Annotated in this window: 7 protein-coding genes; all 7 read left to right on the forward strand. The window is 71.9% G+C overall.

Going from position 1 to position 23,928, the window contains the following annotated elements; all coding sequences use genetic code 11:
* The first annotated feature begins 46 nt into the window (after positions 1 to 46).
* A complete protein-coding gene (locus AB0P41_RS34950) occupies positions 47 to 4,999 on the forward strand; it encodes a type I polyketide synthase (RefSeq protein WP_365936077.1) in 4,953 nt (1,650 codons plus the stop codon).
* 58 nt (positions 5,000 to 5,057) lie between these two features.
* Positions 5,058 to 14,525 (forward strand): type I polyketide synthase, encoded by a 9,468-nt coding sequence (locus tag AB0P41_RS34955; RefSeq protein WP_365936078.1) that lies wholly within the window; start codon positions 5,058 to 5,060, stop codon positions 14,523 to 14,525.
* A gap of 22 nt (positions 14,526 to 14,547) precedes the next feature.
* Entirely contained in the window at positions 14,548 to 18,513 is a 3,966-nt protein-coding gene (locus AB0P41_RS34960) for a beta-ketoacyl synthase N-terminal-like domain-containing protein (protein WP_365936079.1), read from the forward strand.
* A 155-nt stretch (positions 18,514 to 18,668) separates the two neighbouring features.
* Positions 18,669 to 19,673: a TauD/TfdA family dioxygenase gene (locus AB0P41_RS34965; RefSeq protein WP_356717022.1), complete on the forward strand. Its 1,005-nt coding sequence runs from the start codon at positions 18,669 to 18,671 to the stop codon at positions 19,671 to 19,673.
* 47 nt (positions 19,674 to 19,720) lie between these two features.
* Positions 19,721 to 22,747, forward strand: coding sequence for an amino acid adenylation domain-containing protein (locus AB0P41_RS34970; RefSeq protein ID WP_365936080.1), 3,027 nt, complete (start codon positions 19,721 to 19,723; stop codon positions 22,745 to 22,747).
* Positions 22,740 to 23,606: a metallophosphoesterase gene (locus tag AB0P41_RS34975; RefSeq protein WP_356717026.1), complete on the forward strand. Its 867-nt coding sequence runs from the start codon at positions 22,740 to 22,742 to the stop codon at positions 23,604 to 23,606. Before AB0P41_RS34970 ends, AB0P41_RS34975 begins: the two co-directional genes overlap by 8 nt.
* A gap of 29 nt (positions 23,607 to 23,635) precedes the next feature.
* Positions 23,636 to 23,928: carboxyl transferase domain-containing protein (locus AB0P41_RS34980; protein WP_365936081.1), on the forward strand; the 293-nt coding region annotated here is incomplete at its 3' end.

The following is a 23,928-nucleotide window of genomic DNA, read 5'->3' on the forward strand; positions in this document are numbered from 1 at the left end:
CAGCCGACCGCAACCGGACGAACCGCTCCGAGGGGAAACCAAGGCCATGACCGACGACGACAAGCTGCGCTATTTCCTGCGGAGGGTGACCGCCGACCTCCAGGAGACCAGGGGCAAGCTGCGCGCTGCCGAGGAGAAGGACAACGACCCCATCGCGATCACGGCGATGAGCTGCCGCTTCCCGGGTGGCGTACGCGCCCCCGAGGACCTGTGGCAGATCATGATGTCGCAGGTCGACGCCCTGTCCCCGTTCCCCGAGGACCGCGGCTGGGACTTCGAGGGACTGTTCTTCCGCGACCCCGACGAGCCGGCCCGCAGCTACACGCTCGAGGGCGGATTCGTCTACGACATACCGGACTTCGACCCTGAGTTCTTCGGTATCAGTCCGCGCGAGGCTCTGGCCATGGACCCGCAGCAGCGTCTGGTCCTCGAAGCGTCGTGGGAAGCAGTGGAACGGGCCGGCATCGACATGGCGTCCCTGCGCGGCACCCGGACCGGCGTCTTCGTCGGCACGTCCTACCAGGGCTACGGCAGCACGGTGTTCGTTCCGCCCGAGGGAACCGAGATCTACCTCGGCGTCGGGAACACCAGCAGCGTCGCCTCCGGCCGCGTCGCCTACACCTTCGGCTTCAACGGACCGGCCGTGACCATCGACACCGCGTGCTCGTCCTCGCTGGTGGCCCTGCACATGGCCTGCCAGTCCCTGCGCAGGGACGAGTGCTCGATGGCCCTCGTGGGCGGCGTCACCCTGATGTCCAGTCCCGGTGCCTTCACCGAGTTCAGCCGTCAGCGCGGACTGTCGACCAGTGGCCGCTGCAAGGCGTTCTCCGCCGACGCGGACGGCACCGGCTGGGGCGAGGGCATCGGCATGTTCCTGGTGGAACGGCTCTCCGACGCCCGGCGCAACGGCCATCCCGTCCTCGCCGTCGTACGCGGCTCCGCCATCAACCAGGACGGTGCGAGCAACGGCCTGACCGCGCCCAACGGCCCCGCGCAGCAGCGCGTCATCCGCCAGGCGCTCGCCGACGCGCGGCTCTCACCCGCGCAGGTCGACCTCGTCGAGGCGCATGGGACCGGCACCACCCTGGGGGACCCCATCGAGGTCCAGGCGCTCGCCGCCACCTACGGGAAGGACCGCCCGGAAGGCCGCCCGGTGTGGCTCGGCTCGGTCAAGTCGAACATCGGCCACACCCAGGCCGCCGCCGGCGCCGCCGGACTGATCAAGATGGTGATGGCGGTGCAGCGTGGAGTGCTGCCGCCAACCCTCCACGTGGAGAACCCCACCACGCTCATCGACTGGGTCGACGGGGGCATGGCCCTGGTCACCGAACCCGCACCCTGGCCGGAAACGGGGCAGCCGCGCCGCGGAGGGGTGTCGTCCTTCGGGGTCAGCGGCACCAACGCGCACGCCGTCATCGAACAGGCTCCCCCGGCGGAGGAGCAGTCCTCCCCCGCCGCGGAGGTCGAGCAGGAAGACAGCCCCCCGGCACTCAGGGCCCCGCTGGACGGCGCGAAGCCACCGCTGGTCGTCACCGCCCGCACCGAGCACGCCCTGCGGGAGCAGGCCAGGCAGCTGCAGGCCCACCTGGCACGCAACCCGGACACATCCACGACCGACGTCGGCTACACCCTCGCCGTCCGCCGGACGAAGTTCAGCCACCGTGCCGCCCTCCTGGCCGACACCTCAGGCGACTACACGGCCGCCCTCACAGCCCTCGCCGAGGGGCGCGAGTCAGCGGACGTGACGCAGGCCGTGGCCACCCGGACAGCGCGTCCGGTGTTCGTGTTCCCGGGGCAGGGTTCGCAGTGGGTGGGTATGGCTGCGGGTCTGATGGAGTCCTCGCCGGTGTTCGCGGAGCGGGTCCGTGAGTGTGCGGCGGCGTTGTCGGTGCATACGGACTGGTCGTTGCTGGGCGTGTTGCGTGAGGAACCGGGTGCTCCTGGGTTCGACCGGGTTGATGTGGTGCAGCCGGTGCTGTGGGCGGTGATGGTGTCGCTGGCCGAGGTGTGGCGGGCGGCTGGTGTCGTGCCTGCGGCGGTGATGGGCCATTCGCAGGGTGAGATCGCTGCGGCCTGTGTAGCTGGTGGGCTGTCCCTGGAGGACGGTGCACGGGTGGTGGCGCTGCGGAGCCGGGCGATCCTGGAGCTGTCGGGCCTGGGCGGCATGATGTCCGTCGCGGAGCCGGCCGATCAGGTCGGCGAGCGGCTTTCCCGGTGGGAGGGCCGGCTGTCGGTCGCGGCGGTGAACGGCCCGTCCTCGGTCGTGGTTTCAGGTGATGGCGACGCGCTGGACGAGCTCCTGCAGGAATGCAAGGCGCAGGAGGTGCGGGCCAAGCGCATCGACGTCGACTACGCCTCGCACAGTGCGCACGTGGAGCGGATCCACGACCGGCTGATGGAACTACTGGCCGACGTGGCCCCGCGCTCCTCGCAGGTTCCGTTGTACTCGACGGTGACCGGAGAACTGCTGGACACCGCCGGCATGGATGCCGAGTACTGGTACACCAACCTGCGCCGGACGGTGCTGTTGGAGGAGACGACCAGGGTTCTGCTGGACGCGGGTCACAGCGTGTTCGTCGAGGTGAGTCCGCATCCGGTGCTGGCTGTCGGTTTGGAGGAGACGTTCGAGGCTGCCGGCAGCGACGCGGTCGCGCTGGGGACGCTTCGACGGGACGAGGACGAGTCCCGTCGCTTCATGACCTCCCTCGCCCAAGCGCATGTCCACGGGGTCAACCTCGACTGGAAAGCCCTGTTCGCCGGACACACACCCACCCACCTGGACCTGCCCACCTACCCCTTCCAGCGGCAGCGCTACTGGATCGACGATCTGCGCCCGGTCATGGACGCACCCGCCGGCTCCGCCGGTGAGCTGTCCGTGGCCGACGCGCAGTTCTGGGACGCCATCGAACAGCAGGACCTCGGATTCCTGACCGACACCCTCGCCCTCGAAGGAGGCGACGAAGCGCGCTCGGCCCTGGGCGCGATGCTGCCCGCACTCTCCTCCTGGCGGCGACGCAGCCGCGAGCTCTCCACCGTCGACGACTGGCGCTACGAAGTGGCCTGGCGCCCGATGCCCGAAGCCTCCGCGAGCCGTCTCTCCGGGCACTGGCTGGTGATCGTCCCCGAGAGCCACGACAAGGACGAGCTGGTGCTCGGGTGCCTGGAGGCATTGGCCGCCCACGGCGCCAGGCCCCATCCGGTCACCGTCGACGCCGGGGTACTGCACCGCGGGCTGTTCGAGGACCACGACCTGCCCCCCGGCATCGAGGGCGTCCTGTCGCTGCTCACCCTGGACAGCGTGCCGCACCCCGGCTTCCCTGACGTGCCGCGGGGCTACGCCGCCACCGTCGCGCTCCTCCAGGCGCTGGGCGAGGCAGGCGTGGCAGCACCGCTGTGGTGCGCCACGCGAGGCGCGGTCCAGGTGGGCCCCGCCGACGCGCTGGACGGTCCGGAGCAGGCGATGGCCTGGGGCATGGGCCGGGTCGCCGCACTGGAGCACCCCGACCGGTGGGGCGGCCTCATCGACCTGCCCCCGGCACTGGACGCACGCACAGGAGCGATGCTCAGCGGTGCGCTCGGCGGCTCGGGGGACGAGGACCAGCTCGCGATCCGGCCCTCCGGGACATTCGTACGCCGGCTGAACCGGGCCCGCCTCGGCGCGGCCACCGGGTCCCGGACCTGGGACCTCAGGGGCACCACGCTCATCACCGGTGGGACCGGAGCTCTCGGCGGCCACGTCGCCCGCCGGCTGGCCGGTGACGGCGCCGAGCACCTTCTGCTCGTCAGCCGCCGGGGCCCCGACGCCCCGGAAGCAGCCGCACTGCGCGACGAACTGACGGCACTGGGCGCCCGGGTGTCCGTCGCAGCCTGCGACGCCGGCGACCGCGACGCCCTGGCGGACGTCCTCGCCGCGGTGCCGGCCGCGTACCCGCTCACCTCCGTCGTGCACACCGCCGCCGCGCTGGACGACGGGCTGCTCGACACGCTCACCCCCGACCAGTTGGGCCGTGCCCTGCACGCCAAGGCGCGGGCCGCGCAGAATCTGGACGAGCTGACCCGGGACACCAAGCTCTCGGCGTTCGTCCTGTTCTCCTCGTTCGGCGGCATCGTCGGCACGCCGGGGCAGGGCAACTACGCACCGGGGAACGCCTTCCTGGACGCTCTTGCCCAACAGCGCAGAGCGCGAGGCCTGGTGGCCACGTCCATCGCATGGGGTGCCTGGGGCGGCGGCGGAATGGCCGAAGGCGCGTTCGGAGAAGTACTGAACCGGCACGGTCTGCGCGAGATGGACCCCGAAGCCGCGGCCGGCGCGATGCGGCAGGCGGTGGAACACGAGGCAACCTGTGTCCTGATCGCCGACATCGACTGGGAACGCTTCTTCGTCGCGTTCACCGCGACCCGGCCCAGCCCGCTGCTCGCCGATGTGCCCGAGGTGGGCCGGATCGCGCAGGAGGGCCACGGCTCGGCCGGCGCCGGCGCCGAGGAGCCGTCCGCCCTGGCACAGCGCCTGGCCGGGCTCGACGACGCCGAGCGGGACGCCGTACTGCTGGAGGCGGTACGCGAGCAGGTCGCCGCCGTGCTCGGATTCCCCGGACCGGAGGCCGTCAGTGTCAAACGGGCCTTCAGGGAGGTCGGGTTCGACTCCGTCACCGCCGTGGAACTGCGCAACCGGATCGGCGCCAAGACCGGTCTGCGACTGCCGGTGACCCTCGCGTTCGATTACCCGACTCCGGTGAGACTGGCCACGTTCCTGCGGGAGCAGCTCGTACCCGACGGAGAGACCGTGGCCGTGTCGGTGATCGAGGAGCTGGACCGGATGGAAGCCGCACTCGTCACGGTCGCGGCGCACGACGAAGGACGGGCCAGGGTGGTGCGGCGCATGCAGGCGCTGCTCGCCCAGCTGCAGGAAACGCCGGCCGCACCGGTCGGCGAAGAGATCGAAGCGGCATCCGACGACGAGATGTTCGAGCTGCTCGGGAAGAAGTTCGGCATTTCCTGACAGGCCGTCCGGCGCCAAGCACAGCGCACCACACAGTTCCTTACAGAGGGGTCGCCCGATGGCGAACGAAGAGAAGCTCCGGTACTTCCTCAAGCGGGTCAGCACCGATCTCGAAGCGGCGCACGACCGGATCCGCGAGATGGAGGAGCGCGGCACCGAGCCGATCGCCATCATCGGCATGAGCTGCCGCTATCCGGGCGGAGTGCGCTCCCCGGAGGAGCTGTGGGACCTGGTCGCCGCCGGAGCCGACGGCATGACCCGCTTCCCGTCGGACCGCGGCTGGAACACGGACTCCGTGTTCCAGCCCGGGACCGAGGGGACGGGCTACGCAGGTGAGGGCGGGTTCGTCCATGACGCGGGGGAGTTCGACGCTGCGTTCTTCGGCATCAGTCCGCGCGAGGCGCTTGCCACGGACCCGCAGCAGCGTCTGCTCCTCGAGACGTCCTGGGAAGCTGTGGAGCGAGCCGGAATCGACCCGGAGACGCTGCGGGGGACCCGCACCGGAGTCTTCGCCGGGACGAACGGCCAGGACTACCCCTACCTCCTGATGGGTGCGACGGGGCTGGAGGGATTCACGGGAACGGGAAGTGCCGCCGCCGTGGTCTCCGGACGGGTCTCCTACACGCTGGGTCTCGAAGGGCCCGCCGTCACCGTCGACACCGCGTGCTCGTCGTCCCTGGTGGCCCTGCACCTGGCTGCGCAGGCCCTGCGCCGGGGCGAGTGCACGCTGGCGCTCGCGGGCGGGGTCACGGTTATGGCGACCCCCGGCATGTTCAGCAGCTTCAGCGCGCAGGGCGGGCTGGCCAGGGACGGCCGCTGCAAGGCGTTCGCCGCCGCGGCGGACGGTACAGGATTCGCCGAGGGCGCCGGGGTCCTGCTCGTGGAGCGGCTCTCCGACGCCCGCCGCAACGGGCATCGGGTGCTCGCCGTGCTCCGTGGTTCAGCGGTGAACCAGGACGGGGCGAGCAACGGCCTCACGGCCCCCAACGGCCCCGCACAGCAGCGCGTCATCGAGCAGGCGCTCGCCGACGCCTCGTTGACACCGTCCCAGGTCGACGTGGTCGAGGCGCACGGCACCGGAACGGTGCTCGGCGACCCGATCGAGGCACAGGCACTGCTGGCCACGTACGGGCAGGACCGCCCTGCCGACCGGCCGTTGTGGCTGGGCTCGGTCAAGTCGAACATCGGTCATACGCAGGCCGCCGCAGGTGTGGCCGGTGTGATCAAGATGGTCATGGCGATGCAGCGGGACGCGATCCCGGCGACGCTGCACGTCGACGCTCCGACACCGCAGGTGGACTGGAGCACCGGCGAGGTGCGGCTGCTGACCGACGCGGTGCCGTGGCCCGAGACCGGCCGGCTCAGGCGCGCCGGTGTCTCGTCGTTCGGTATCAGCGGCACCAACGCCCACGTCATCATCGAACAGGACGACACCGCGGCCGACACCCCGGCAGGCGGCGCCGCGCAGAGCGGACCCGTCGCCCTGGCCGTCTCCGCGCGTGGTGAGACGGCGCTGGCCGCTCAGGCCGCCCGGCTGCGCGCGCTGCTGGCCGTCCGCCCCGAGTACGGCCTGGCGGACGTGGCCCACGCGCTCGCGACCACGCGCACCGCCTTCGAGGACCGGGCCGTGGTCGTCGCCGAGGACCGCGACGACGCCCTTCAGCAGCTGGAGGCCCTGGCCGACGGCGCGGCCGGACCGGTGCGCGGCAGCGTGACCGAAGGCCGGGTCGCCTTCCTGTTCAGCGGCCAGGGCAGCCAGCGGCTGGGTACGGGGCAGGAACTGGCCGCACGTCACCCGGTCTTCCGCAACGCGCTGGACGAGGTGTGCGCCCACCTGGACCGCCATCTCCAGCACCCCCTGCGCAGCGTGCTGTTCGCCGAAGAGGGCAGCGAGCGCGCGGCCCTCCTGCACCGCACGGCGTACACGCAGGCCGCCCTGTTCGCGATCGAGGTGGCACTCTTTCGCCTCCTCGCCCACTGGGGCGTCCGCCCCGGCCTCCTCGCGGGCCACTCCATCGGCGAGGTGGCCGCCGTGCACGTCGCGGGGGTCCTCTCCCTGGAGGAGGCGTGCACGCTCGTCGCGGCGCGGGGACAACTGATGCAGGCGCTGCCCGAGGGCGGCGCGATGGTGGCCGTCGAGGCACGCGAGGACGAAGTGCTCAAGGTGCTGGCCGGCCGGACGGACCGGGTCTCGGTCGCCGCGGTGAACGGCCCCCGTTCCGTCGTCGTATCCGGTGACGAGGACGAAGCGCTGGCTGTGGCCGCCCACTTCGAGGGCCGGAACCGCAGGACCAAGCGGCTGACGGTCAGCCACGCCTTCCATTCCCCGCACATGGAACCGATGCTCGAAGAGTTCGGCCGGGTCCTGCGGTCCCTCACGTTCGCCGCCCCCGCCATCCCGGTCGTCTCGAACGTGACCGGCCGGATCCTGACGGCCGAGGAGGCATCCTCAGCCGACTACTGGGTCTCCCACGTACGTCAGGCCGTCCGGTTCGACGACTGTGTGCGCACCCTCGCCGGCGAGGGCGTGAAGACGTACGTCGAGCTCGGCCCCGACGGTGTGCTCAGCGCGATGGTCGCCGACTGCCTGGACGAGGCCGCGGACGCCTTCCCGGTCCTGCGGGCAGGACGTCCTGAGGCCGGGGCCGCGATGACCGCGCTGGCCAGGCTGTACGTACGCGGCGTCGGGTGCGACTGGACGGCCCTGTTCCCCGGTGCGGGAGCGGTGAGCCTGCCCACCTACGCGTTCCAGCGCACCCGGTACTGGCCCGAGTCGCTCGTATGGACAGCGGCAGCCGACGTCCGAGGCGGCGAGGACCAGGCGGAGGCGGGGTTCTGGTCCGCGGTCGAGCGCCAGGACCTGGATGCCGTGACCGGTACGCTCGCCCTCGACGGGGACCAGCCGCTCAGCACCGTGCTCCCGGCACTCGCCGACTGGCGGCGCGGCAGGCGTGACCAGTCCGTCATCGATTCCTGGCGCTACGAGGTGCAGTGGCGACAGGCACCGGAACCCGAACCCGCCGTACCGTCCGGCACGTGGCTCGTCGTGGGCACCGAGGACGCCACCCACGACATCGCGGGCGCCCTGAGTGCCCAGGGAGTCCGAGTCGTCCGCGTCCCCGCGCCCCACGACAGCGCCCTGCTGCGGGACGCCCTGGACGACGGCGGTGTCGCCGGCGTCCTGGCCCTGACCGCCTCGCCGGGTGCGGGGACCCGAGGGCTGCAGGACACCCTCGCGCTGGTTCAGGCCCTGGCTGACGCCCGGCTGCGCGCATCGCTCTGGCTTGCCACTCGCGGTGCCGTCGCGGTCGACGGCGCAGACCTGCTCACCGCCCCCGAACAGGCCATGGTCTGGGGCCTCGGCCAGGTCGTGGCCGTCGAGGAACCCGGTCTCCGGGGCGGCCTGATCGACCTGCCCGGCACCTTCGACACCCGTGCCGCCCGACGCCTGTGCGGCGTACTCGCGGCCCCCCGGAGGACGGAGGACCAGCTGGCGATCCGCTCCTCCGGCGTCCATGTACGCCGCCTCGTCAGGTCCGCCCCCCGGTCGCCGGAGACCCGCACACCGTGGCAGCCCTCCGGCACCGTCCTGGTGACCGGTGGCACCGGCGCCCTGGGCGCTGTCGCCGCCCGCTGGCTGGCCCGCAACGGGGCCGCACACCTGCTGCTCACGAGCCGCAGCGGCCCGGACGCCCCCGGAGCCCGGGATCTGGAGGCCGAGCTGACGCAGCTCGGGACGCGCGTCACCGTGGCCGCCTGTGACGTCACCGACCGGGAGGCGCTGGCCGCCCTGCTCGGCTCGGTACCCGCCGAGCACCCACTGACCGCGGTCGTACACACCGCCGGTGTGCTGGACGACGGCATGCTCGGCTCGCTGACGCCCGAGCGGGTCGAACGGGTCCTGCGGCCCAAGACCGACGCCGTCCTGCACCTGCACGAACTGACCCGCCACCTCGACCTGTCGGCGTTCGTCCTCTTCTCCTCGCTGGCCGCGACGTTCGGCAACGCCGGACAGGCCGCGTACGCAGCCGGCAACGCCTTCCTCGACGCGATCGCCGCCGTCCGCCGAGCCCAGGGGCTCCCCGCCACGTCCATCGGATGGGGAGCCTGGGACGGCGCCGGTATGGCCGCCGACCCGTTGGTGGCCGAACGCGTACGCCGGGGCGGTATGCCTCCGCTGCCGCCGGAACTGGCGATGCGGGCCCTGCGACAGGCGGTCGAGGACGGTGCACCCCACACCGTCGTCGCCGATGTGGACTGGGAGCGCTTCGCACCCGCCCTGCCGCCAGGCAGGTCCGCGTTCATCGGCGAGATCCCCGACGTACAGCGGCTGTCGGCAGCGCCCGGCACCCCCGCGCCCGAGAAGGCCGCCGGGAGCGCCCTGCACGAGCAACTGGCCGGCACATCACCGCAGGAGGCCGAGCGCATCCTGCTCGCCATGATCTGTGGCCAGGCCGCGGCGGTACTCGGCCACGCCTCTGCGGACGGAGTACAGCCCGGACGGGCCTTCCGGGATCTCGGCTTCGACTCGCTGACCGCCGTGGAACTGCGCAACCTGCTCGGCGCGAGCACCGGACTGGCCCTGCCAGCGACACTCGTCTTCGACTACCCGACCCCGCTGGCCCTCTCCCGGCACCTGCGTGACGAACTCGCCGGCTCCCGGACGGGGCCCTCCCAGGACGGCCCCGTCGCCGTCATGGACGACGACCCGATCGTCATCGTCGGCATGAGCTGCCGCTTCCCCGGCGGGGTCCGTTCCCCCGAGGAGTTCTGGGACCTCCTGGAGTCGGGGACCGACGCGGTCTCCCCGCTGCCCGACGACCGAGGCTGGGACATCGAGCGGCTCTACAGCGCGGACCCCGACCAGCAGGGCACGTCGTACGTTCGCGAAGGCGGCTTCCTGCACGGTGCGGCCGACTTCGACGCCGGGTTCTTCGGTATCGCGCCGCGCGAGGCGCTGGCCATGGACCCGCAGCAGCGCCTGCTCCTCGAGACGTCGTGGGAGGCGTTCGAGCGGGCCGGCATCGACCCCGAATCGGTGCGCGGAGGGCGGGTCGGCGTCTTCGCGGGCACCAACAGCCAGGACTACACCGGCCTCCTGATGGGCTCGGCCGAGAGCGCGGAAGGCTTCGTGGCCACCGGCAACGCGGCCAGCGTGGTCTCCGGACGGGTCTCGTACGCGCTGGGCCTGGAAGGGCCCGCGGTGACCGTCGACACGGCCTGCTCGTCCTCACTGGTCGCCCTGCACCTGGCCGTCCAGGCCCTGCGCGCGGGCGAGTGCACCCTGGCCCTGGCCGGCGGCGTGACCGTGATGTCGACGCCGTCCGCCTTCATCGAGTTCAGCCGGCAGCGCGGACTGTCCTCCGACGGCAGGTGCAAGGCCTTCGCCGAGGCCGCCGACGGCACGGGCTGGGGCGAGGGCGTCGGAGTCCTCCTGGTCGAACGGCTCTCGGACGCCCGCCGTCACGGCCGTGAGGTGCTGGCGGTCGTACGGGGCTCCGCGGTGAACCAGGACGGTGCGAGCAACGGCCTGACCGCGCCCAACGGCCCGTCGCAGCAACGGGTCATCCGTCAGGCGCTGGCCGGGGCCGGCCTGACGGCCGGCCAGGTCGACGCCGTGGAGGCGCACGGCACCGGCACGACGCTGGGCGACCCGATCGAGGCACAGGCGCTGCTGGCCGCGTACGGGCAGGACCGCCCGGCCGGGCGGCCTCTGTGGCTCGGATCGGTCAAGTCGAACATCGGTCACACACAGGCCGCCGCAGGCGTGGCCGGGGTGATCAAGATGGTGATGGCGATGCGGCACGGCGTGCTGCCCCCGACACTTCACGTGGACGAGCCGTCGTCCCACGTCGACTGGTCGGCGGGAGCCGTCGCGCTGCTGACGGAACCGGTCGACTGGCCGGAGACTGACCGGCCGCGCCGCGCGGGGGTGTCGTCGTTCGGTGTGAGCGGCACGAACGCGCACACCATCATCGAACAGGCTCCCCCCGCCGCGCCCACCCCGGCCGCTCCCGAACCGGACGTTCCGCTCGACACCGGCGCCACCACCGTGTGGGTGCTGTCCGGCAGGACGCGCGAAGCCCTCCGGGCCCAGGCGTCGCGGCTGCTGGCCGCGGTCGGCACCGCGGACCCCGCAGACCTCGCCCACGCCCTGGCGACGACCAGATCCCGCTTCGAGCACCGCGCTGCCGCCGTCGCCGGGGATCCTGCGGAGTTCGAGGCCGCCCTGCGGGTGATGGCCGCCGACGGCTCGGCGGCCGGAATCGTACGGGGGAGCGCGGCCCGCGAGACAGGGCCCGTGCTCGTCTTCCCCGGACAGGGCGCCCAGTGGCCCGGCATGGCCAGGGAACTCCTGGACACCTCGGCCGTGTTCGCCGCGCGCCTCGCCGAGTGCGCCCAGGCCCTGGCCCCCCATACGGACTGGGCGCTGGAAGATGTCGTACGGGAGACTCCCGGCGCCCCCGGCCTCGACCGGGTCGATGTGGTGCAGCCCGTGCTGTGGGCGGTCATGGTGTCGCTGGCCGAGCTGTGGGGTGCCTGCGGAGTCCGTCCGGCCGCGGTGCTCGGCCACTCGCAGGGCGAGATCGCCGCCGCGACCGTGGCCGGCGCACTGTCCGTCGAGGACGCCGCGCGTGTCGTCGCCCTGCGAAGCCGGGCGCTGCTCGCCCTGTCCGGCAAGGGCGGCATGGCATCGGTCGGGGAGTCCGCACAGCTGCTGCGCGAGCGTCTCGCCCCGTGGGGCGACCGGCTGTCGGTGGCCGCCGTCAACAGCCCGTCGTCCGCCGTCGTCGCCGGGGAACCCGACGCGCTGGACGGCCTCCTGAGCGCATGCGAGGCAGACGGCGTACGCGGCAGACGCATCGCGGTCGACTACGCCTCGCACTCCGCCCAGGTCGAGGCCATTCGCGAGGAACTGGACCGGCTGCTCACCGGAATCACCCCCCGCTCGTCCACCGTGCCGTTCTACTCGACCCTCACGGGCGCGCCGATCGACACCGCGGCGCTGGACGCCGGGTACTGGTTCCGCAACCTGCGCTCCACCGTGGAGTTCGAGGCCGCCACCCGCGCGGCACTCGCCGACGGCCACCGCGTGTTCCTCGAGGTCGGCCCCCACCCGGTGATGGGGCTCGGGCTCCAGGAGACGTTCGACGCCGAGGAGACCGAGGCGACCGCGCTGGGGACCATGCGCCGCAACGAAGGCGGAGCCCACCGCTTCCTGATGTCCCTGGCCGAAGCACACGTCGCCGGCGTGTCCCCCGACTGGCGCACCGTGCTCGGCCCCCGCAAGCGCCACGTCGGACTGCCCACGTACGCCTTCCAGCGGAGCCGGTACTGGCCGAAGCCCGCCGTTCTCCCCGCCCCGGCCGAACAGCGGGACCCTGTGGACGACGCGTTCTGGACCGCTGTGGAGAGCGAGGATCCCGAGGCGCTGGCCGGGATGCTGGGAGCCGGCGACGACGACACCCGGCGCTCATGGGAGAGCGTCCTGCCCTCCCTGACCTCCTGGCGGAGAGAACGCCGCGAGCAGTCCGTCCTGGACAGCTGGCGCTACAGGATCAGCTGGAAGCCGGTCGTTCCGTCCACGGCCGCGGCTCCCTGTGGCACCTGGCTGGTCGTCAGCTCGTCCGGGGCGGCGAGCAAGGCGGGTGAGGCCGTCGAGCGAGAGCTGGCGCGCAACGGGGCCCGCACGGTCCAGGTGCTGTTCGAGGCCGACGACACCGGACGGGCCATGGCGCTCCAGCGACTCGGGGAGGCCGTGCCCGACGGGCGGGTCGAGGGCGTCCTGTCCTTCCTGGCCGAGGACGAGCGCCCCGACCCGTTCCACCCGGTGGTACCGGCCGGCGTCGCGGCCACCACCTCCCTGATCCAGGCGATGACCGATCTGGACCTCGTGGCACCCCTGTGGTGCCTCACCCGGGGGGCGGCCCCGGTCGACGGCTCCGGCCCGCTCACCGGCCCCGCCCAGGCGCAGATCTGGGGACTGGGCCGCGTGATCGGCCTCGAGCACCCCGAACGCTGGGGCGGCCTCATCGACCTGCCCGCGGAGCCGGACGAACGGTCCGCCGGCCAGGTGTGCCGACTGCTGGCCGGGGCCGACGACGAGGATCAGCTGGCCGTCCGTCCCCAGGGCGTGTTCGCACGCCGCCTCGGACGCTCGCCGGCCGGGCCCCGGCCGACCGCGCCGCCGCGCTGGAAGCCGCGCGGCACGGCCCTGATCACCGGAGGCATGGGAGCGCTGGGGTCCCACGTGGCACGCTGGCTCGCGGAGCAGGGTGCCGAACACCTGGTGCTCACCGGGCGCAGGGGGGAAGCCACCCCCGGGGCCCTCGCCCTGAAGGACGAGCTCACCGCCCTCGGCGCTCGCGTGACACTCGCGGCCTGTGACGTCGCCGACCGCGACGCCCTGGCCACCCTGGTGAAGGAACTGGCACAGGACGACACGGCACCCGTACGCACCGTGGTGCACTCTGCGGGGGAGACCCTGGTGTCCGGCCTGGAGGAGAGCGATCCCGCCGAGTTCGCCCAGGTCATGTCCGCGAAGGCGGCGGGCGCGACCCATCTCGACGAACTCTTCGGATCCGACTCGCTCGACGCCTTCGTGCTGTTCGCCTCCGGCGCCGGTGTCTGGGGCGGGTCGGCACAGGGTGCCTACGCCGTCAGCAACTGTCACCTCGACGCACTCGCCGAGCGCCGCCGGGCCCGCGGGCTGGCCGCCACGTCGGTCGCCTGGGGCGGCTGGGCCGGCGGAGGCATGGTGGACACCTCCGCCGAGTCCACGCTGACCCGCCTCGGACTGCGTCCCATGGAGCCGGGCACGGCCGTCCGGGCTCTGGTCCAGGCGGTGGAACGCCAGGAGACCTGCCTCACGGTCGCCGACATCGACTGGACCCGGTTCGCCCCCGCGTTCACCATGGCGAGGCCCCGACCGCTCATCGAGGACATCCCCGAGGCCGCCGCCGTACTCCAGCCGCCCGAGGACGACCACGACGCGACCGGGGCCGCCGCCACCGCTCTGGCGGACCGACTGGCCGGTGCCTCGGACCCCGAGCGCAAGCGGATGCTCCTGGACCTCGTACGCACCGAGGCGGCCGCGGTACTCGGGCATCCCGCCGCCGATGCCGTGGACCCCCAACGGGCCTTCCGGGAGATGGGATTCGACTCGGTCATGGCGGTCGAGCTGCGCAACCGCCTGAACACCGCCACCGGGCTGCGGCTGGAGACCACCGTGGTCTTCGACGAACCCTCACCCACCGGTCTCCGTGACCGGCTGCTGCGTGAACTGCTGCCCCCCGGCGCGGAGCCGTCCGCCGAGGCCGACGACGCACAGGTGCGTGCGCTCCTCGCGACCATCCCGATGGCCCGGCTCCGCGAGTCGGGACTCCTCGACGCGCTCCTGCGCCCCGACGAGGCCGATGCCCCGCAGGAGCGGCACGCGCCTGAGTCCGAGGACCGGGTGGACGAGATCAACGCCATGGACGTCACCGCCCTCGTCCGCATGGCGACACGAACGAAGGAAGCCTGATGCGACGAGCAGCGTGGAGCACATGATGGGGACGCAGGTCGAAGAGATCGTCGAAGCGCTACGGGCGTCTCTCGTGGAGAACGAACGGCTGCGCCGACAGCATCAGCGTCTCGTCGACGAGCGGACGGAGCCGGTCGCCGTCGTGGCGATGAGCTGCCGCCTGCCGGGCGGCGTCCGATCGCCGGAGGACCTGTGGCGCCTCGTCACGGACGGCACGGACGCCATGTCGCCCGTCCCCGACGGGCGGGGCTGGGACGTGGAGTGGCTGCGGGGGCTGGGGGATGCGGGCATCACCCCGGAAGGCGGGTTCGTCGACGACGCCGACGCGTTCGACGCCGCTCTGTTCGGAATCGGTCCCCGCGAGGCGCTGGCCATGGACCCGCAGCAGCGGGTGCTGCTCGAGTCGTCGTGGGAACTGTTCGAACGGGCCGGGATCGCCCCCTCGTCCCTGCGCGGCACCAGCACCGGCGTGTTCGTGGGAGCCTCCTCCTCGGGATACAGCGCGGGGATGTACGGCGACGCCCAGGGCAGCGACAGCTACCTCCTCACGGGCGGTGCGGGCAGCGTCATATCCGGCCGTGTGTCCTACATCCTCGGCCTCCAGGGCCCGGCGATCACGGTCGACACCGCCTGCTCGTCGTCCCTGGTCGCCATCCACCTCGCCGCCAGGTCGTTGCGCGACAGGGAGTGCTCGCTGGCACTGGCGGGCGGGGTGACGGTGATGGCAACACCCGGCGCCTTCGTCGAGTTCAGCAAACAGCGCGGACTCGCCGGCGACGGCCGCTGCAAGTCGTTCGCGGCCTCCGCCGACGGTACGGGCTGGGGCGAAGGAGCGGGTGTCATCCTCCTGGAACGCCTGTCCGACGCCCGTAGGAACGGCCGGAAGGTGCTGGCCGTGCTGCGCGGCAGCGCGGTCAACCAGGACGGTGCGAGCAACGGACTCACGGCCCCCAGCGGGCCCGCCCAGCGCCGCGTGATCGCCCAGGCGCTCGCCGACGCGGAGCTGAGCCCGGCCGACGTGGACGCCGTGGAGGCGCACGGCACCGGCACGGTGCTCGGCGACCCGATCGAGGCCCAGGCGCTGCTCGCCGCCTACGGCCGTGACCGACCGGCGGAGCGGCCCCTGTTCCTCGGTACCGTCAAGTCGAACGTCGGGCACACCCAGGCCGCCGCCGGCGCCGTCGGCGCCATCAAGACCGTCCTGGCACTCGGACACGGGGTGCTGCCCCGGACCCTGCACGTCGACGCCCCCACGCCCCACGTCGACTGGTCGGGCGGCGCGGTGTCCCTGCTGACCCGGGCAACACCCTTCCCGGACACGGGACGGCCACGCCGGGCGGGCGTCTCCGCCTTCGGGCTCAGCGGGACCAACGCGCACCTGATCCTCGAACAGGCACCCGCCGACGAGCTCGCCGCCGGGGCCACCACCGAGCTCCCCGTCGTTCCCTTCCTGCTTTCCGCCCGCACCGAGGAAGCCCTGCGGGCCCAGGCGACCCGCCTCCTGGACCAGCTGCGCGACGATCCCGGAGAGTCCCCGACGGACCTCGGGTACTCACTGGCCGTCTCCCGTGCGGCACTCGACCGCCGGGCGGTGGTCCTGGCCGACGACCGCGAGAGCCTCGTCCGCGGGCTCACGTCCCTGGCCGGCGGCGAGGCGGCCCCGGGCCTGATCCGGAGCGCCGAGCGGGCAGGGGAGGGCACCGCCTTCCTCTTCACCGGGCAGGGCAGTCAGCGGCCGGGCATGGCGGACGAGCTGTACGCGGCGTTCCCCGCGTTCGCCGCGGCCCTGGACGCCGTCTGCGACGGGTTCGACCGGCACCTGGACACGTCCCTGCGAGCCCTGTTGTCAGGCGCCGGCTCGGCCGGGCTCGACCGGACCGAGTTCGCCCAGCCCGCTCTCTTCGCGTTCGAGGTCGCCCTCTACCGGCTTCTGGAGAGCTGGGGTGTGCGTCCCGACGCGGTCGCCGGCCACTCACTGGGCGAGGTCACCGCGGCGCACGTCGCCGGGGTCCTGTCGCTCGAGGACGCCTGCACGTTCGTCGCGGCCCGAGGCCGCCTGATGCAGGCCATGCCGGCCGGCGGCCTGATGGTGGCCGTCGAGGCGACCGAACAGGAGGTGCGGGACCTCCTCGGTGCCCGTACCGATCTGTCGATCGCCGCCGTCAACGGGCCTTCGTCCGTGGTCCTGTCCGGTGACCGGGATGAGGTCCAGGACCTCGTGACCCTCTGGACGAAGCGGGGACGCAGACACAAGGAGCTGCGTACCAGCCATGCCTTCCACTCGGCGCACATGGACGCGATGCTGGACGACCTCCACTCGGTCGCCGCGAAGCTGACCTTCCGGCCGGCCCGGACCGACCTCGTCAGCGCCACGACCGGCAAGCCCCTGACCGAAGACCAGGCGCTCAGCCCCGACCACTGGACGCGGCACGTCCGGGAGACCGTCCGGTTCGCCGACGCCGTACGGCGACTGCACGACGACCGGGTCGGCACCTTCCTGGAGATCGGCCCGGACGGCGTGCTCACCGCCCTCACCCAGGACTGCCTCGCCGGCCGGGGCGAACTCGATCCGCCCCTCCTCGTCGCGACACAGCACCGCGACCGCTCACCCGTGCGCGCCCTGTTCACCGCGCTGGCCGAGCTCCATGTGCACGGCGTTCCCGTCGACTGGGCCGCGGTGTTCGCCGGACGCGGCGCCCGCCTGACGGACGTGCCGACCTATGCCTTCCAGCGCCGCAGGTACTGGCCCGCGCCTCCCGCCCACACCCCCGGCCGGTCAGCAGCCCCCGGCCAGGCCGTCGTCGAGGCGGCCGAGGACAGCCCGCCCACCGAAGCCCCGACGGCGCTGGCCGAGCGGCTCGCCGAGGCCACCCCGGCCGGCCGGCACACGCTGCTCCTGGAAGTCGTCACCACATGGGCTGCCGCGGCACTCGGGCTCCCCTCGGCTGAAGAGCTGGACACCGCGCGGGACTTCCTTGAGCAGGGCTTCGACTCCCTGACCGCCCTGGAGCTGCGGAACAGCCTCCAGAGGGTGCTGGGAACCGAGGAGCTGTCGGCCACCCTGCTCTTCGACCACCCCACACCGTCCCGTCTGGCCCGGCATCTGGCCGGCATGCTGGACGGCAACGGCACAGGAAACGAAGACACCGCACTTACGACGACGCCGAGGGGAGGCATCCTGGGGCCCCTCCTCCAGCACACCCGCTCCACCGGCCAGGCCGTGGAGTACGCGAAGGTGCTGATGCAACTCGCCGCGTTCCGGGACGTCTACACCAGCGAGGCGCCACCCGCCCAGGCCGCACCCGTGGTCCGCCTGGCGTCCGGCGACGGCCTCCCGCTCATCTGCCTCTGTACGATGTCGATGCTCTCCGGACCCCACGAGTACGCACGCCTGGCCGCCGGCTTCCGCGGAGAACGGGACGTGTACGCACTCCCGCACCCCGGCTTCACGGAGGGCGAGAAGCTCCCCGAGGACTTCGACGTCCTGATGCGTACGCACGCCGATTCGGTCCTGCGCACGGTGGGCGACAAACCGTTCGTCGTCACGGGCCACTCCGGCGGTGCCCTGCTCGCCAACGCGCTCTCCCGGGAACTGGACCGGCAAGGCCGTCCGCCGGCCGCCGTGATCCTGCTGGACAGCTATCCCGCCGACAGCGAGGTGATGGCCACCTGGATGCCCGAACTGCTCGACGGCATGGTCGAACGCGACGACGCGTACACGCCCATGGACGACTTCCGCGCGACGGCCTGGGCCGCCTACCTACCCTTCCTGTACGCGTGCCGGGCGCAGCCCGTCGACGTGCCCACCCTCCTGGTACGGGCGGGGGAACCCCTGCGCGCGTGGTCGGGCGAAGGCGACTGGCATGCCGTCTGGCCCCTGCCCCACTCGGTCACCGACACCGAGGGGAACCACTTCACGATGCTCGGCGAACACGCGGGACCCCTGGCGCACCGAATGCGTGAATGGCTGACGGAGCAAAGGTGCTGAGAACAAGCGCACCAAATCCGCGAGGCCGCCGTACAGGGGTCGGCGGACGATAGATAGGGGTTGCCGTCAATCCGGCCGAATCCATAGTCTGCGGACCGGAGTCGACTTGGCGAGCCCGTTCATTCGCATCAACTCTGCCCACGAATGGTTGAATTATGCCTGCCGAAGTCAAGCCGAAAATCGGCGACGATGCCCAGATATCGCTCGACGGTCAGGAGAAGGGTGAACTCACCCTCCTGGCCGAGCAACTGCGTGACTTCGGTCCACGCCTGAACGACGACCCCCGCTGGACGTCCGCCGCACGGGAGCTCTCCTGCCGGCTGCCCACGCGGCTGCGTCAGACACTGCGCCGGTTCACGTGGAACTCCGGCCGCGAGGCCATGCTCCTCGTGCGCAACCTGCCGGTGGATGTGGAGAACGTCCCCGACACCCCGGCGGTACGCGGCTCGGTGCAGCGCGAGACCACCACGCCGGCGTCGGCGCTGATGCTCATCGCCATGGCCATGGGCGAGGTGATCGCCTTCGACAAGGAGAAGACCGGCGCGCTCGTACAGGACGTGGTCCCCGTCCCCGGAATGGAACAGTTCCAGGGAAATGCCGGGTCCATCAAGCTCAACATGCACACCGAGAACGCTTTTCACGAGCACAAGCCCGACCTGGTGGGTTTGATGTGCCTGCGGAACGACCACGAGAACGTCGCCGGACTGCGCGTCGCGTCCGTGCGCAACGCAGTTCCGCTGCTTTCCGCCCGGACCAGGGAAATTCTCCACCAGCCGCGATTCGTGACCATGGCACCGGCTTCCTTCGAGATCGCCGACGGCATGGAGGAACCGCACGGAATCCTCGCCGGCAGTTTCGAGGACCCCGATCTCAAGGTCGACTTCAGCAGCACGATCCCGTCCGACGACGAAGCCGCGCAGGCCATGACCGAGCTCGAGGCCGTCATCGAACGGGTGGCCCACACACTGATCCTCGGCCCCGGTGACCTGGCCTTCGTCGACAACCGGCTGGCCCTGCACGGCCGCAACTCCTTCCAGCCCCGCTACGACGGCCGCGACCGATGGCTCCAACGCGTCTTCGTCCACCTCGACTTCCGTAGGTCCCGCGTCATGCGCAGGGCGGACGGACAGGTGCTCGGCGCCGGCGAGACGGTTCGCTGACCGGACGTGACGCACCCCCGACCGACCCGAAACGAAAGAGGTATCCCATGTCCGCGGGCGAGGACGACAACGTCTACAGCCGGCCTGTGTCGCCCACCGAGACATGGTTCCTGGTGTACCCCGAGTCGGTCCCCGGTGTCATCCAGATCGTCATCGAGGGCGCCGGTCACATCGGTCACGCCGAACTGATCCGCGCCGTCGGGACCGCGTCCCGGGCCTGCCCCGGGGCGCGGCTCACCCGCCAGGGCATGACCTGGGTGGACAGCGGCGTGGCACCGGCCGTGCGGGTCCTGCCCGGTGACCGGGTCGACCGGCACACCTTCGCCGATGCCGCCGAACTGCACAGCCCCCTCATGGGCAACGACGGCGGACCCACCTGCGAGCTCCTGCTCCTCACGGACGAGGAGTCGGACACGCTGATCGTGCGTGCGTTCCACGGGGTCATGGACGGCCAGGGCGTACGCACCTGGGCGGAGGACATCTTCCGGGTGCTGCGCGGCGAGGAACCCGTGGGCGCGCCCTCACGCATCACGGAGAACGAACTGATCGAGCAGACCGGCGCGCCGGAGGAACGGGACATCACCCCCGATCTCGACTGGCCGTCCGCGCTCGGTTCCCGCCCTCAGGGCCAGCACGACTTCTTCTGGCGCAGGCGCACCATCGACGGCACGCACCCCGCGCTCGTCGCCAAGATCGCCCGAACCGTCACCCAGGCGTGCGGTCTGCGCACCGGCAGGTTCCTCGTCCCGGTCGATCTGCGCAGGTACCTGCCCGGACTCCGCTCGACGGGCAACCTCACGAACAATCCGCTGTACGAGGTACAGGGCGACGCCGGCTGGGAGCAGGCCCACGAGCGCCTGCTGTCCATCCTGTCCACGGGTCAGGACCTGGCGGCCCGCGTCGACCCCTCGCTGCCCGGTCAGGACCTGGCGCAGCTGCACCAGCAGATCATGGGTCTGGACGCCTACTCCGCACAGCGGGGCTGTTACAGCAGCCTGGCCACGCTCTCCCACATGGGCAGGGTCGCCCCCGCTGCCTTCAGTACGCCTACGTTCCACGCCACCACCGTCTACTCCCTTCCCAACTCCGGGCCCCTGGGGCCGCCGGAGATCAACGCGGTCGAGTTCGGCGACCGTACCGAGATCACCATCGGCTGGTACGACGGTCCGCAGACCCCGGACCGCGCGGAGGCGCTGCTCGACCGCATCGAGGAGGCCCTGTCCCCGCGGGCGTACCGGGAGTGGGACCGCAACCTGACCCAGCGGGCGCTCGCCCGTCCGGGAACCGCGGTCGAGCAGTTCCGCCGGCAGGTCTCCCTGACACCCGGTGCGATCGTCCTGACCGGCCCCGAGGGTGAGGTGACCTTCCGTGAGCTGGACCAGCGGGCGGACGCCGTCGCCGTCGCGCTGCTGGACCGGGGCATCGGACGCGACGACGTCGTGGGCCTGCTGGCCGGCCGTACGGTCGCGGCGATGGCCGCCATCTGGGGGGTGCTGAAAGCGGGTGCGGCCTACCTGCCGCTCGACCCGCAGCAGCCCGATCACCGGCTCACCGACCTGGTGGCGGACGCCGGGGCCACCGTATGCCTCGTCGAGCACGTCCATGCCGAGCGCCGCTTCACCCCGGACTCCGGCTGCGACGTGGTGGTGCTCGAGACACTGGAGCCGTCGGACCGCCGACCCGAGGGCGTCGAGGTGCGGCCGGAGGACCTCGCGTACGTCATCTACACCTCGGGGTCGACCGGGCGCCCCAAGGGCGTGGAGATCGAGCACCGCCAGCTCGCCACCTTCATCAGCTGGGCGACCCGCGTCTACGGGGTGGACTCCACCACCCGGTTCCCGCTGTTCACCTCGCTGGCCTTCGACCTCTCCAACACCGCGATCTTCCTGCCGGTGCTGGCCGGCGGATCGATCGCGCTGGTACCCGACGAGCCCAACCATGTGGTGCTGCGCGACATGCTGGAGAACTCGGGGGCCAACGCGCTCAAGCTCACCCCCACGCATCTCGACCTCATCGGCAGGCTGGGCCTGGCCCCGGCCGGATTCCGGGCGGTGATCGCCGGCGGGGAACTCCTCCGGGGTGCCGTCGCCGACCGGGCTCAGCAGCTCTTCGGGCCACAGTGCGGCATCTTCAACGAGTACGGCCCCACCGAGACCACCATCGGCTGTATGACGCGACGCTTCGATCCGGAGCACGACGCGGACCTGCCGTCGGTGCCCATCGGCGTGCCGACGGACAACACCCGGATCCACCTGATCGGCGGTGACGGCCGTCACGTGGCCCCGGGCGAAGTGGGTGAGATGTATCTTGCCGGTGATCAGCTGGCCCGCGGCTACCGCGGCCGGCCCGATCTCGTCCGTGAACGGTTCACGGCCCTCGCCGACGGTACCCGCGTCTACCGCAGTGGTGACCTGGCCAGGATGCTGGACTCCGGTGAACTGGAGTCCGTGGGCCGCAACGACGAGCAGGTCAAGGTGCTCGGCTATCGCATCGAGCCCGCCGAGGTCGCCAAGGCCCTGGAGGAACACCCGGCCGTGGCCACGGCCTTCGTCACCGGTCTGGTCAGGCCCGAGACCGACGACAAGGTGCTGTGCGCCTACGTCGTCCTGCACGAAGAGGTCCCCGTGGACCAGCTCACCGCCCATGTCGCCGGCCGTCTGCCCCGCTACATGGTGCCTGCCACGATGACGGTCGTGCCTGAACTGCCCCGCACCGTCAACGAGAAGGTCGACGTCGCCGCGCTGCCGGTGCCGTTCACCGGGCCGCAGGCCGATGCCGCCGCCGCGAACGCGAAGGCGCGCGGTGCGGTGGAGGAGGAGGTGGCCAAGATCTGGGCACGCGTCCTCGCGGTGGACGTCAACCGGATCGGCGGGGACACGGACTTCCACGGGCTCGGCGGCGACTCCGCGACCCTGCTGGCGATGCTTGCCGCGGTCAGCGACGAGGTCGTGGGAGCCCGGCGGGAACGGGAATTCATGGCGGCCCTGCCGGTGATCCTCGGACGGCCCACACTCGCGCACGTCGCGGAGCTGGCCGAGCGCGCGCGTGACGGGCAGGGGGTCACAAGTGGCTGACCCGGGACGGGCAAGCATCGTCGCGATCAGTGATGTCCACATCCGCTACGACGAGAACCGGAAGATCGTCGACCGGATCAGACCGGAGAACGACGAGGACTGGCTGATCGTCGCCGGTGACATCGGAGAGATCGTCTCGGACATCGAGTGGGCGCTGCGCACCCTGCGCAACCGGTTCGCCAAGGTCATCTGGGCGCCGGGCAACCACGAGCTGTGGACGGCCCCCGACGATCCTGTGCAGCTGCGCGGCGAGCATCGCTACCTGCACCTCGTGGACATCTGCCGCAGGCTCGGAGTGTCCACTCCCGAGGACCCGTACCCGGTCTGGGAAGGAGAGGGCGGACCTGTCGCCGTAGCACCGCTCTTCCTTCTGTACGACTACTCCTTCCGGCCCCCGGGGACCTACTCCAAGGCGGCGGCGCTGCAGGTGGCCGAGGAGGCCGGAGTGGTCTGCAGCGACGAGTTCCTGCTGCATCCGGACCCCTACCCGAGCCGCGAAGCATGGTGCCGGGACCGCGTGCGGATCACCGAGGCCCGTCTCTCGGCTCTCCCGGAGGACCTGCCCACCATCCTGGTCAACCACTGGCCGCTCGTGCGCGAACCGACGCGGGTGCTCTGGCGGCAGGAGTTCGCGCTGTGGTGCGGAACCACGGCGACGGCCGAATGGCACACGCGGTTCCGTGCCAGGTCGGTGGTCTACGGCCACCTGCACATTCCCAGGGTGATCCACTGCGACGGCGTGCCGCACCAGGAGGTCTCCCTGGGGTACCCCCGCGAATGGCAACGGCGGCAGGGAACCCCGGGCCGGCTGGTCCGGATCCTGCCTACCGTCACCTCTCCCCGAAGAGAGCCGGTGTGATGACCGTTTCGTATGAACACCCTGTCGGAATGCCCCTGTCGGCCACGCGTGGCCGGGTGGCCGAACTGCTGGCACTGCGTGAGCAGGCGCGGCGTGGACCGAGTGACCGGGCGACCGAGGCGCAGCACGCGAAGGGCAAGCTGACGGCGCGCGAGCGTATCGAGCTGCTGCTGGACGAGGGGTCGTTCAAGGAGGTCGAGCAGCTGCGCCGGCACCGGGCGACCGGTTTCGGCCTGGAGGCCAAGAAGCCGTACACCGACGGTGTCATCACCGGCTGGGGCACGGTCGACGGCCGGACGGTCTTCGTCTACGCGCACGACTT

The organism is Streptomyces sp. NPDC079167, from assembly GCF_040686735.1.
Classification (GTDB): Bacteria; Actinomycetota; Actinomycetes; order Streptomycetales; family Streptomycetaceae; genus Streptomyces.